The 13,357-nt window shown below is 39.8% G+C and carries 11 protein-coding genes; 8 read left to right on the plus strand and 3 right to left on the minus strand.

Features of this window, described 5'->3' with window-relative positions:
• The first annotated feature begins 127 nt into the window (after positions 1 to 127).
• From CVD28_RS18680 to CVD28_RS18695, 4 genes are all read left to right on the plus strand, one after another.
• Complete coding sequence (locus CVD28_RS18680) at positions 128 to 1,012, plus strand: DMT family transporter (RefSeq protein ID WP_101594994.1); 885 nt, start codon at positions 128 to 130, stop codon at positions 1,010 to 1,012.
• 501 nt (positions 1,013 to 1,513) lie between these two features.
• Positions 1,514 to 3,016, plus strand: coding sequence for a malate:quinone oxidoreductase (locus CVD28_RS18685; RefSeq protein WP_101594998.1), 1,503 nt, complete (start codon positions 1,514 to 1,516; stop codon positions 3,014 to 3,016).
• A gap of 449 nt (positions 3,017 to 3,465) precedes the next feature.
• Positions 3,466 to 3,792 carry a hypothetical protein gene (locus CVD28_RS18690; protein WP_101595001.1) on the plus strand — a complete coding sequence of 109 codons (327 nt, stop codon included), beginning with the start codon at positions 3,466 to 3,468 and terminating at the stop codon, positions 3,790 to 3,792.
• A gap of 277 nt (positions 3,793 to 4,069) precedes the next feature.
• Positions 4,070 to 4,411, plus strand: a complete 342-nt coding sequence (locus tag CVD28_RS18695) for a DUF962 domain-containing protein (RefSeq protein WP_101595493.1) — start codon at positions 4,070 to 4,072, stop codon at positions 4,409 to 4,411.
• A 167-nt stretch (positions 4,412 to 4,578) separates the two neighbouring features.
• Here the strand turns inward: CVD28_RS18695 and CVD28_RS18700 are convergent, their stop codons facing one another.
• Positions 4,579 to 6,330: an alpha-glycosidase gene (locus tag CVD28_RS18700; protein ID WP_101595004.1), complete on the minus strand. Its 1,752-nt coding sequence runs from the start codon at positions 6,328 to 6,330 to the stop codon at positions 4,579 to 4,581.
• A 237-nt stretch (positions 6,331 to 6,567) separates the two neighbouring features.
• Between CVD28_RS18700 and CVD28_RS18705 the strand changes: the two genes are divergently transcribed.
• The 4 genes from CVD28_RS18705 to CVD28_RS18720 all read left to right on the plus strand — a co-directional run bounded on the left by CVD28_RS18705 (position 6,568) and on the right by CVD28_RS18720 (position 10,741).
• A complete protein-coding gene (locus CVD28_RS18705) occupies positions 6,568 to 7,947 on the plus strand; it encodes a DL-endopeptidase inhibitor IseA family protein (RefSeq protein ID WP_101595008.1) in 1,380 nt (459 codons plus the stop codon).
• 201 nt (positions 7,948 to 8,148) lie between these two features.
• Positions 8,149 to 8,991 (plus strand): ABC transporter ATP-binding protein, encoded by an 843-nt coding sequence (locus CVD28_RS18710; RefSeq protein WP_101595011.1) that lies wholly within the window; start codon positions 8,149 to 8,151, stop codon positions 8,989 to 8,991.
• On the plus strand, positions 8,924 to 9,679 hold the full coding sequence (locus tag CVD28_RS18715) for an ABC transporter permease (protein WP_101595015.1): 756 nt from the start codon (positions 8,924 to 8,926) through the stop codon (positions 9,677 to 9,679). Before CVD28_RS18710 ends, CVD28_RS18715 begins: the two co-directional genes overlap by 68 nt.
• 54 nt (positions 9,680 to 9,733) lie before the next feature.
• Positions 9,734 to 10,741, plus strand: a complete 1,008-nt coding sequence (locus CVD28_RS18720) for an aliphatic sulfonate ABC transporter substrate-binding protein (protein WP_101595018.1) — start codon at positions 9,734 to 9,736, stop codon at positions 10,739 to 10,741.
• A gap of 644 nt (positions 10,742 to 11,385) precedes the next feature.
• Here the strand turns inward: CVD28_RS18720 and tatA are convergent.
• Positions 11,386 to 11,595, minus strand: a complete 210-nt coding sequence (gene tatA, locus CVD28_RS18725; RefSeq protein ID WP_101595022.1) for a twin-arginine translocase TatA/TatE family subunit — start codon at positions 11,593 to 11,595, stop codon at positions 11,386 to 11,388.
• Between the two features lie 36 nt (positions 11,596 to 11,631).
• The gene (locus CVD28_RS18730; RefSeq protein ID WP_101595025.1) at positions 11,632 to 13,350 is read right to left on the minus strand and encodes a GMC family oxidoreductase; all 1,719 of its coding nucleotides are present in this window, start codon (positions 13,348 to 13,350) and stop codon (positions 11,632 to 11,634) included.
• Positions 13,351 to 13,357 lie beyond the last annotated feature (7 nt).

A 13,357-nucleotide genomic window follows, 5' to 3' on the forward strand; every position in this document is an offset into this window, starting at 1 on the left:
AAACTGTACCCTGACAGATGCAGAAAACAGCAATCATATCCAGTATCTGTATCTAGTATTATGTGATTATACCAAAAGTGTCTTCGGTTTTTTAAGACAATGTAAATATAGTTGGGGAGGAAACTAAGTGGAAAAAGAAAAATTGGGGTTATTTCTAGGTTTAGCAGGTGTTATCTGCTTTAGTCTAACCTTGCCAACTACCAGTATAGCTGTTGAATATTTCGGGACAACAGTAGTTGGATTAGGAAGAACAGTTATTGCAGCAATATTGGTTGGAGTAATACTGATTGTTCGAAAGGAAAAAGTACCTAATCGGCAGCAGTTTAAAAGTATTTTAATTGTCTTAGCAGGAGCTGTCTTAGGTTTTCCTTTACTAACTTCATGGGTAATGAAGACATTACCAGTTTCACACGGAGCAGTTGAATTAGCATTGTTACCATTAGCAACAGCAGGTATCGCGATGTTAAGAGCGGGGGAAAGACCTTCTTTGAGATTTTGGATTGCAAGTTTCATTGGTGCAGGAACTGTCATTTTATATGCGATAAATTTAGGTTTTGGAAAACTGCAATTTGAGGATTTAGGACTCTTAGCTGCAGTCATTATTTTAGGGCTTAGTTATGCTGAGGGAGGAAAGCTATCAAAAGAAATAGGAAGCTGGCAAGTGATCGCATGGGCGATTGTGATAGGAGCACCTTTCTTTCTGATTCCTGTAGGGATGAATATTTCTATGGAAATGTTAAATGCCCCAATAAAAGCTTGGATTAGTTTACTTTATTTAGCGATTGTAAGCCAGTTTTTAGCATATGTTGCCTGGTATGGCGGGATGGCATTAGGCGGAATTGCACGAGTAAGCCAACTGCAATATTTGCAGCCGTTTCTGATGATTTTGTTTGCTGCGCTCTTTTTAGGAGAATCTATCACTATGGTGACAATATTGACGGCAATCTTTGTAGTTACTTCTGTATTCATTGGTAAAAATGCCACAATATCTAAGAAAACCTTACCAACATAAATGTTATCAAGAAAAAATCCGCTGTTTTAATCCCAGTTAATATAAAACCATAAACTTCTTGTTTTCTCGTAATTTGACTAACAACAAATGCTTAGGTAATCATGTAAAGATTTTGGGGGTAGGCTGAAAAAGTTTTTTAATTTATAAATGGTAATTGAGGATTATTATGGTTAAATATTAAAATCTTATTTAGAGGAAAACCATACCATAAGTAACAGCGGAAATTAGAGGGTGCCTGTTCACTGGTAACGGAAAACAAAAGCCTTAACCCTTGCAAGAGGCGGAGTTAATTCTTGGAATTGTGTATTGCTGAGGCCTTTGGGACGGACTTCTCGCTTTTAACGGCCATAAATAGTTTAAAATTATCAGAATAATAGTAGATATTTTTATCAATAAATAATTATAATAGTATATGATATGTTTTTAATTCAGACAGAAAAGGTGTGTTCCTAGGTCGCGCCTACATCTTTTTTGCAAATATAGCGGATAAGGAAGGTTATAATGAGCAGCGTACAGAAAAAAACAGACGTTATCTTAATTGGTGCCGGAGTCATGAGCGCGACTTTGGGATCACTACTGAAAGAGTTAGCACCGGAATGGGAAATCAAAGTGTTTGAGAAGCTGGCAAACGCAGGAGAAGAAAGCTCTAACGAATGGAATAATGCGGGTACTGGGCATTCTGCATTGTGCGAGCTTAACTATACCTCCGAAAAATCTGACGGATCTATAGATATTAGCAAAGCTATAAAAATTAATGAACAATTTCAGCTTTCAAGACAGTTTTGGTCTTATCTTGTAAACAGAAAGCTAATAAGTAATCCGCAGGACTTTATCATGCCATTACCTCATATGAGTTTAGTACAAGGAGAAAAAAATGTAACGTTTTTGAAAAAACGTTTTGAAGCGCTATCAAACAATCCTCTGTTTAAAGGGATGGAATATTCTGATGACCCTGAAAAACTGAAGGAATGGATTCCGCTAATAATGGAAGGCCGTACACCGGATGAACCGATAGCGGCAACAAAAATCGATTCTGGAACTGATGTTAACTTTGGTGCTTTAACACACATGTTATTTGACCACTTAAAGAGTAAAGACGTTGAGATAAACTACAAGCATTGTGTTAAGGGTATTAAACGTACTGGCGACGGCTCGTGGAAAGTGAAGGTTCATAATATCGATAGCGGTGAAAGCGAATATCATACTGCAAAATTCGTCTTTATCGGCGGTGGGGGCGGAAGTCTGCATTTACTGCAAAAAACCGGTATTCCTGAATCAAAGCATATCGGAGGATTCCCGGTAAGCGGAATATTTATGGTATGTAACAATCCGGATGTTGTAGCGCAGCATCATGCAAAAGTATACGGCAAAGCTAAGGTTGGAGCTCCTCCAATGTCTGTTCCGCATCTTGACACAAGATTTATCGACAATAAAAAGTCGTTGCTATTTGGACCGTTTGCCGGCTTCTCACCAAAGTTTTTAAAAACCGGTTCAATGTTTGATTTGGTAACTTCCGTAAAACCGGATAATCTCGTAACTATGTTGTCGGCAGGTGCAAAGAACTTGTCTTTGACAAAATACCTGATCGAACAAGTTATGCTATCAAAAGAAAAGCGTATGGAAGAGTTACGGGAATTTATCCCGAATGCAAAAAGCGAGGATTGGGATTTAGTAGTAGCAGGCCAGCGTGTGCAAGTTATCAAGGATACTGAGGAAGGCGGTATAGGTACACTTCAATTTGGTACGGAAGTCGTTAGTGCCGCTGATGGCTCAATAGCTGCATTGCTTGGTGCTTCTCCAGGTGCTTCTACTGCCGTTCACGTCATGCTTGAGGTAATAGAAAAATGCTTCCCGCAACATTTGCCAGAGTGGGAAACGAAAATCAAAGAAATGGTTCCTTCCTATGGCGTGTCACTAATGGAAAACCCGGAGCTTGCAGATGAAATTCATACTTCAACAGCGCAAACTCTTGGCCTAAACCAAAAAGAACTTTCTTATAGTTAATCTTTTTGATGTGAAACAAAGGTATTTAATATTATTCATCATGGACGATATGATTGAATGAAGTTTATGCTGCAGCAAATGGATAGAATTTGGAACGAACTTAATAGATAATATTTTCAGGCTGGAGGAATTTCCGGCCTGTTTTGTTATGGTTAAAGCTAGAGTAATTAATCATGGTCATGGATACACATCGTCATCCCACTTATTCGCCAATTTTAGGAGTAACCATATAAATAATCCATATCCAATAACAATGGCTGACATTTTAAAGAAATCCATACTCAGTAAAAAACTCATTCTGCTCCCTCCTTATTTTGGTTAGTATGTCCAATTTTTCATAGCGTCTTTCGTTAGGGTTCCTGCAAGTTCCTGTGAGATTTAACCAGCTGAAAATCCGTTTACTTGATTTATAAAGGGGAATAATAAGGATATACTAAGGAGGGGATAATATGAGAAATTCAAAAAATAGTTTGTTAGGTGTAGTGGCATTGGGAGCAGCTGCTTATTTATTTAGAAATAAGGAATCCCGTGACAAGGTGATGAATAAAGTATCATCTATAGTACCGCAAAGTGCCCGTGATACGGTTATGGATAAAGTCCGGTCTTTTAAAGGCTCGAACGCTGGTTCCACAACAATCAAGCACCATACACCCGGAGAGTTCTCAGCACCAAACAGCCAGGCATTATCCACGGCCGATACAATGAATGAACAGTCTGAACGAGTACAGGAAAAAAACAGCACAGGTAGAATTAAAGAAGTACAATATACAAAATAATGATACTAAAGAGAGAATTCCTGAAAAGTTTATCTAAAATCAATGCCCGTAAACACTAGATACGTGTTACGGGTTTTATTTTTGTTTTAATAAGGTTTCGTTTATAGTTACCAAATCCCCCTGTATTGAAAATTGATCAACTAGATTTCGGAAATATGATAATGATGTAAAGCAAAGAAGTTTAATGCTATTCTTACTAATACAGTAGTACTATCGAACGAAAATATATGGAAAATTCTGATAAAAATTGTATACTTAATGCAGGAGGAGGATTATGATGAAAGAATTTAAAAATTATGAGGAGTTTTGGCCATTTTACCTGACGCAGCATAGCAAACGCTCGACTAGATTATGGCACTTTATCGGGACCTCATTCGTATATGTATGTATAGCTTTAGCAATTATTTTTGGGAATGCATGGTTCCTACTATTAGCTCCCGTAATTGCATACGGATTTGCCTGGATTTCTCACTTTTTTATTGAAGGCAACAAACCTGCAACATTTGGCCATCCGGTCTGGTCGCTGCGAGCTGATTTTCAAATGTATTTCTATATACTGTCCGGGAAGCTTAACACAGAATTACCGAAGCTGGAAACTCAAAATAAAATAGCAAAATAAAGGACAGTTTCAATTTATACTGTCCTTTTTGCCTTTAAACGTATACCCGGTAAAAATGATGCCGGCAAAATAAAGTAACATTTTAGATGGTTTTAAATCCCTCAAAGGATCTAAAGGTGCGATTCTCCTGGCATAAAAAATAAGGGAGCGAACGTACCCCCTTAACTCTATAACTGATAAATTTTAAATCCATAAGGCGGCAATGTGGCTTTAATTTTATTCTGGCCAGTTGAAATTATTTCATTACTCCATAAGTCCAGTACGGTGTCACTGTTAACAGGGACGTCAATGTCCAAATCCTTGTCAGAGTTGTTTAAAACAAACACATAATTTGTTTTGCCATCTGTTTTTGAGTACACAAGATGGTTTGTTTCATCATTTGCTTCTATAAAAGTGATATCGTTGCTTCGGAAGGCAGGATGCTGTGCTCTAAGCTGAATCATCTTCTTTATGTGATGGAATAAATCTTGGTCCTGTATTTCCTTATCCCAAACCATACATTTCCGGCAGCCCGGATCTTGACCGCCGCTCAAGCCAACTTCATCACCGTAATAGATGCACGGAGTCCCTGTGAAGGACATTTGAAATAGCGTTAAAAGCTTCACTTTTTCATTGTTTTCCCCGCAAACCGTCAATATTCTTGGAGTATCATGGCTGCCTAGCAGATTGAAGGAAACTTCATTAACACTGTTTGGGTAGTAATGCAGGACTTCTGAAATGACATTTGTAAATTCAGAAGCCTTGATTTCGTTCTTTGCTAAATAGTTGACTAAGGCCGTTGTAAATGGATAATTCATTACTGCGTCAAATTGGTCACCCTGCAGCCATGGCATTGAATCATGCCAGATTTCTCCGAGGATATAGGCGTCAGGCTTTATTTCCTTTACAGCCTTCCTGAATTCCTTCCAAAAATGATGGTCTACTTCATTCGCCACATCAAGGCGCCATCCGTCGATATTAAACTCCCGCACCCAGTACCTTCCGACTTCCAGCAGATAATTCCTTACCTCAGGATTTTCTGTATTCAATTTCGGCATAGTATGAACAAATCCAAATGTATCGTAATTGGGGATTGGCTCAGTTTCAAGCGGAAATCCGTGCAGATGGAACCAATTCTTATATTCGGATTTTTCACCATTCTTCAGAATATCCTGAAATTGCGGGAAATAATAGCCGCTATGGTTAAAGACCGCATCTAGCATCACTTTTATCCCGTTTTGGTGGCAGATATCAACTAATTTCTTTAACGTTTCCTTATCACCAAACTGCGGATCGATTTCCATATAATCAATGGTATCGTACTTATGGTTAGAGTAGGCTTTAAAAATGGGGGTGAAATATATTCCAGTAATTCCAAGCTCAACTAGATGGCCGATATGATCAATCACTCCTTGAAAATCTCCGCCAAAAAAATTATCTGTTTCCGGTTCTGCGCTTCCCCAAGGCAATGTGCCAGGCGGATTTAGTGTCTTGTCTCCATTGGCAAACCGCTCGGGGAAAATTTGATACCAAACAGTTTCCTTAACCCATGCCGGAGGGGTGAACACGTCTATTGGATTGATAAAAGGAAAGCAGAAATAATAGGCCGTATCATCAAGAGGGGCTTCCTCAAAAAAACCTTTTTCAGTGTAAACAAAGGTTTCCTCCCCGTCTTTCAGTACAAACCCGTATCGCAGCCTTCTATAAGGCGGCTTTATCGGGGCAAACCAATAATCGTACAGATCATCTGACCCGGTGATAGCCATCGGGTAATTTTTCGTTATCCATCCCTGATCATTGAATTCATAGGGATCACCGAAAACAAGGTCCACTGATTTCACATCACTTTTCTTTGTCCGTAAACGGATATGAAGCGTTTCCCCGTCATATGCATATGCAAGATTATTCTTTGGCCTGTGGTACACGGCTTCTTTCAGCAAAGTGTTCACACTCCTTAAGTCCTTAAGTATCGTTAAAAAGGAAGAGGAATCGAATTGTATGTAATAGGACGTTTTGTCCCCTTAACAAAGATTTGCCAACATACCTATCCCTTAATACCCATTACATATTTCAAGATAAACTATTAGTCTTAGATATGTTCTTATTTTTTTGACTGTGTAACATTTTCCTTAAACCTGCGTCTAAGAATTGAAGACGAAAACTTGGAGGAAAAACATATGAATGCAAAAAAATTAGTGATTTCAGGGTTAGCCATTACTTTATTAAATGCTCCTTATATACAGCATATTGATACAGCTTTTGCTAAGGGACAGCCAGCTGTAAAAACACAGTCTTCTCTAATAAAATATGACCTTTCCGCAAAGCAGGCGGTACAAATAGCCGCGGTATTCGCGAAGTCGGCAAGCTATGTTCAGGCAGGAGGCTCTTATAAAACTGGAGAATATAAAACTTTTAGCTATAAGGGGGAAACTTATCGGTATTTATCTGCCGCTATTGATACGAAAAAGGAGTTATTGGCTTACCTTCAAAAGTCTTTAACATCCGCTGCGGCAGGACAGTTCATTAAATCCCGCGGCATCATTGAATACAAAGGGAAACTGGCTCAAGTGGAAGCGGATGGAGGTTCTCTGCTGCAATGGGAGAAATCAGCAGCCTCACTTGTAAAATCAGAGAAAAGTAAGAAGATATATCGCCTTTCTGTTCCATTAGGAGAAACTAAGGAGAAGCAAGCATTCTTGGCAGAATATCAATATATTGAGAAAATTGGCTGGAAATTGAGCAAGGAGCCGGTTCGTGACCATTACGCCGAGAATATTGACAGTCAGGCTGTGTACCTGGCTGCTGAATGGGCGAAAGCAACAAGCTATATCCAGGCAGGCGGAGCGAACAAACCCGGAGAATATAAAACCTTCCTATATAATGGCAAAACGTATCGCTACTTATCAGGCGATATTGATACAAAGAAGGAAATGATGGGTTATTTAATGAACACAATGACCAATCTGGCAGCTGAGCAATTTTTGAAAAAGAGCGGAATAATTGAATACAAGGGAAAATTGGCGCAGCCTGAAGCGGATGGAGGTTCTTTATTGCAGTGGAACCTGGCCGCTCCTAAATTGGTGAAGACGGAAAAGAACACGAAAGTTTACCGGATGACTGTTCCTGTTGGAGAAACAGGGGAGAAGGCAGTATTCATTACTGAATTTCAATATGTTTCCAGTAGCGGATGGAGGATAAGCAAAGAGCCTTACCGGGATCTTGATATACCCGGCAATATTAATCCGGCGTTCATTTTTTTCAAGTATTTGCTTGTGGATTCCAAGGTATCACAGGATCAATTTCTGGACCCTGCCTCCTTTAACGTAGAGCAATTTAAAACTGGAATAAAGAAACTGGAAATCCGGGCATTAAACGAACGTGCAAGAAATAGACTGCAAGTAGAATATACAGCTGCATTTTATGTAGAGCTGGAAAGCGGATATAAAGGATCACTTAAAAATGGCATTAATCAAATGTATTTCACAGTCCAGCCTGCAGGAGAAATGCAGTTTAAAATTGCCGCTGCCGGAGATAAGCCATATCTAATTAAGAAATAATGTTATAAGTGCTATATGAAATAAAAGAAGACTTTCATTCTAATGAGAGTCTTTTTAAATGGAAAAAAAAGGGTATGATGATAAAGGAAAAGAAAACACTATTTTTTGATTTATTTTTATGTTGACAAAAACCCTGAACAGATTCATTATAATATTCATAAAACATATAAATATACTCGGATTTAAGGATGAGGTGAATTTGTGTACTTAACAATAGATGGTATCGAAAAAAGCTTTTTAAATGATAAAAAAGAAAAAGTAAAGGTACTTGATAATATAAATCTTGATGTTGAAAAGGGCAGTTTTGTTTCGATTGTCGGTCCTTCAGGATGCGGAAAGTCTACCCTGCTTTATTTGGTGGCAGGGCTTGAAAAGGCAGACCAGGGTGAAATCCGGATTGCCGGGAATAAAGTAACCAAGCCGGGTCCGGACCGGGTTGTTGTGTTTCAGGAGGCAGGTTTGTTTCCTTGGCTAACGGTGCTGGAGAATGTCACATATGGCTTACTGCTGAAAAAAATGCCGAAGGAAGAAGCGAAAGCGAAAGCTCTTGATATTTTAAAAATGGTACACCTTAGCCGCTACGTTGATTCCTATCCGCATCAGCTTTCCGGAGGGATGAAACAGAGGGTTGCAATCGCCAGAGCATTGGTAATGGAGCCCGACATACTCTTAATGGATGAACCGTTTTCTGCTCTGGATGAACAGACGAGAATGGTACTTCACAAAGAGCTGCTGGAAATATGGAGGAAAACAAAGGTTACGATCTTCTTTGTTACGCATAATATTCGGGAAGCCGTTCTCCTATCAGAAAAGATTGTTGTCTTTGCTACACGTCCAGGCAAAATCAAGGATACGATTTCTGTGCCGACTATGAAGGATGGGATTATGCCGGACAGCGTAACAATGACTACAGAACAAAAAGTTTTATCAATCTTGCAAGAGGAAATAGAAAAAGTACTGAAGGAGGAAATGGGCCATGACTACAGCTTTAAGACGGGTCATATTCATCGCGATGATAGCGGTGATATGGGAAATCACATCTAGACTTTCCGGCCTTCCCGAATTCATGTTTCCGAGCTTGACACAAGTGTTTGAAACATTGTTTAATGGCCTGATAAGCGGGCAAATCACCGCAGCGATCGGAAAAAGTTTGGGCCGGATCCTGCTGGGCTTTGCGATTGCCACAATTGTCGGCCTTGTTTTGGGATATTTCATTTGGCGTTTTAAACTTGTCGAAGATACACTTGGCTTTATCGTTACAGCACTTCAGTCGATTCCAAGTATCGTTTGGTTTCCGCTGGCAATTATCTGGTTTGGCTTGAACGATTTTTCTATTTTGTTCATTGTCACAATCGGGGCAACCTGGACTATGACCGTTAATGCAACAAGCGGCTTTAAAAACGTCCCCCGGCTTTATCAGAGTGTGGCAAAAACGCTGGGATCGAGCGGGTACCATTTTCTGCGGACCGTAATCCTGCCAGCCTCAGTCCCCCAAATTATTTCCGGTTTAAGGGTAGCGTGGGCATTTTCTTGGCGTGCCTTAATGGCGGGAGAATTGCTGGGAGGCGGAGGGGGTCTCGGCCAATTGCTTGAAATGGGAAGATCGTTGGGACAAATGGATCTCGTCATCTCAGTCATGATCATCATTGCGGTCATTGGTACTATTGTTGATAATGTAGTATTCTCAAGAATAGAACGCAACGTTCAGATTAAATGGGGTGTAAGCCGGTAATGCTGGCTGACTCTAAAATTTTTTAAACATCTGCAGAATATTGGAGGAAAACTCATGCTTAAAAAAACAATCTCATTCTTTTTGCTTTCCATCTTATTAGTAGGAATTTTAAGCGGCTGTGCCCAATCTGGGAAAGAAGAGGGGAAAGAATCAGGGGATAAAACTGTAAAAATCGGTTACTTCCCAAATTTAACTCATATCGCTACAATTGTTGCTCTTGAAAAGGGATATTTTCAGGATGAGTTTGGCAAGGATGTCAAAATCGAAACAAAAACGGTCAGCAATGGCGGGCTCTTTATGGAAGCTATGGCCACAAAAGCAATTGAAGTTGGAACAGTAGGACCTGGTCCGCTGCTTAACTTTTATGTGAAAAATAAAGAATATAATCTTATTTCAGGCGCAGTTAATGGCGGTGCTGTATTAGTCGCTGGCGGAGATACCAATATTAAAGATATTAAAGACTTGGATGGTAAAAAGGTTGCGATTCCGGTAATCGGAAGCACGCAGGATGTAATGCTGAGAAAAGCTCTTCAGGAAGCAAAATTAAAGCCAACAACAAACGGCGGAACAGTTGAGCTATATGCTGCTGCACCTGCTGATACGGCTTCTCTTTTCGTTCAAAAATCAGTAGATGCTGCTGCAACACAGGAGCCATGGGGCTATGTCCTTGAAAATCAGGCAAAAGGAAAGCTATTGCTGAACTGGGATGAATTTGCCTGGGGGAAAGAGTCAACAAATACAGTTGTTGCCGCGCGTAAAGATTTTCTTGAAAAAGACGGACTTGCCGAGTCTTATTTGAAAGCACATAAGAAAGCGGTCGAATTCATTCAAAGCAACCCTGAAGAAGCCCAGGAAGTGGTTATTGCCCATCTTAAAAAGCTGACAGGGAAAGAATTGAAAAAGGATGAAGTTGCTGCTGCGTTTTCACGCTTAGAAGTGACTACAGATGTAAATGAAAAGGTTCTGCAGGAAATGGCCGATATCAGCAAGGATGCAGGTTATATCCCAAGCAATGATATTAAGGGCTTAGTTAATTTGAAATATCTTGAAGATGGTAAATAAGATAATTAAGGTCAGCGATTAAATTTTAATAGTAATAATGATCTTTTGGGGAGTCCTTGGACTCCCCTTTGCTGTGTCTTTTTATGGGTGGCACTATATTTAGAGAAGGGGGATTTATAAAGGATTTTCTTAAAAATAAAATCAAAGGGCAGTTAAACAGCTGCTACATCAGGAACGGATAACATTTGCTCACTTTATTCCTTTATTTGAAGTATTAGCTTTTTCAAAATGAAGAGAATCGAAAATAGCTAATACTAATAGAGTCAATAAAATCAAATTGATCAGCAAATAAAACGATAGGCAGTGCCGATAAGAGTAATAATTTTGGCAGAAATAAATATTAATTACTGAAACCAGAAGTAATTTCAGGTTTTTTATATTAATTATCGTGTATAACACACCCCCTTCGGGCTATTGTAACCATTCCATTTAATTAATTTAGCGGGAATGAAGAATTTTTGGGCCGATTTCGAATTTATTTAGCCGAACAGGAAGATAATTTCGCCGTTTTTCATTTTATTTGGCCAAAATGACAAAGTACTATTTTCACCAGGCTGAATTTTTTCAAATTCAATTATCAGTAATGAATATCAACCCTACAGGAAAAAACCCGAATCAATTAGATTCGGGTTTTTTGTGGAAAATTATGCGTTTGTGTTCTTTTTTACATCAACTTTTTTATCCTCTAGCGTGAACTCTTCAGTTACGTCATCCACAATATCTTTTGTGGAACGTTTGAATTCTTTAAGGGTTTGTCCTACTGCGCGGCCTAGCTGCGGCAGCTTGGCAGGGCCGAAAACGATTAATGCCAGAATCAGAATTAATATTAGTCCAGGCACTCCGATATTAGCCATGTTTTTCCCTCCTTATTGTTTTAAATACTTATTGTATTAAACTAGTGATCCGCCTTGTTTCAGGTATTTTTCGATACCTTCTGCAGCACGGTAAGCCAATGCACCAACTGTATTTGTTGGGTTATAGCCTGAGTTATGTGCGAATGCAGAAGCACCCGGAACGAATACATTTTCACAATCCCACATTTGAAGATAGTTGTTTAACACACTTGTTTCAGGGCTGGCACCCATGATAACTCCACCAGTGTTGTGGGTAGATTGATAGTTGCGGATATCGTAATCCTTAATATCATCTCCGCCTTTAAGGACGTGAGTTGCACCCATTTCTTTCATAATTGCTTCAGATTTATCACCCATGAACTTCATTAGATTGCGGTCCTGATCTTTCCAGTTGAAAGTCAAACGCAGCAATGGATCTCCAAATGCATCCTTATAAGTCGGGTCCAAATCAATATAGTTGTCCTGCCATGGCATACTTGCACCTTGAGCAGCAAGGATAAGGTTTCTGTTAGCATAGAAAGTAGATTTTTCTTTGAACTCTTTACCCCATGTTGGTGTGCCAGGCGGAACCCAGTTGTTCGCAATCGGGCGGTCACCAAGGTGGGTAATGTGCATAGTAGCACCATGCAAGAAGTCTAGTTTAGAATGGTCAAAGAAATCTCCGTTGAAGTCGTCAATTTGAGCTCCTAGCGCTCCTGCGCCGCCATATAAGTTGAATTCTTTGTCATCAAAGAATCCGCGGGCACGGCCCAGGTATGTCTGGTAGGCATAGTTCTTACCAACAACACCAGTTCCTGTTTTCGGATCATAAGGTTTACCTAATTTAGAGTTCAATAGAATCTTAATATTGTTCATCTGGTACGCTGAAACAACAACTACATCAGCAGGCTGGATAAATTCTTCTCCCGTACGTGTATCAACGTAAAGGACACCTGATGCACGGCCGTTAGTATGCAATACTTTTCTAACAACAGAGTGTGTGCGGACTTCGAACTTGCCTGTTTTCTTCGCAACTGGAAGAACAGTTACTACCGGTGAAGCCTTCGCGCCGTATTCACAGCCAAAACGTTCACAGAATCCGCAGTATTGACATGCACCACGTTGAATACCATCAGAGTTTGTATAGTTCTCTGTAAGGTTAGCTGATGGCATATGATATGGATGATAGCCCATTTTCTTAGCTGTTTCTTTAAAGAGCTTAGTTACAGGAGTTTCAATCATCGGCGGTGTTGGATATTTAACCTGTGGTGCATCCGGCAATGGATTGGGCTCACCAGATAAACCTGTCATTTCATCAAATTTATCAAAATAAGGGGCTAATTCGTCATAAGTGATACCCCAGTCCTGAAGAGTCATTCCAGCAGGGATTTTATCTTTTCCATAACGCTCTACTGTCTTTGAAAAAATTTCAAAATCGTAAGGAAGGAAGCGGAATGTCTGGCCATTCCAGTGCATCCCTGAACCGCCGACACCGTCACCAATCAGGAAAGAGCCCCATTCACGGTATGGAAGAGCACGCTGTTTCATGTTGTGGCGGAATGTAACAGTTTCCTTTGACATATCCTGCATCATTTCTTTGCGTTCAGCATAGCGAAGCTCATCGTGAGCCATAAAATAGTCTTCAGTTGAGCGTTCTTTTCCGCGTTCGATACCGACCACTTTATAACCTTTTTTAGTCAGCTCAGCTGCAATAATGCCTCCGACCCAGCCTACACCGACTGTAACTATATCTGTTTTTGGCAATGTTTTAGCCATAATATTT

The organism is Bacillus sp. M6-12 (assembly GCF_002860285.1).
Lineage (GTDB): Bacteria > Bacillota > Bacilli > Bacillales > DSM-1321 > Peribacillus.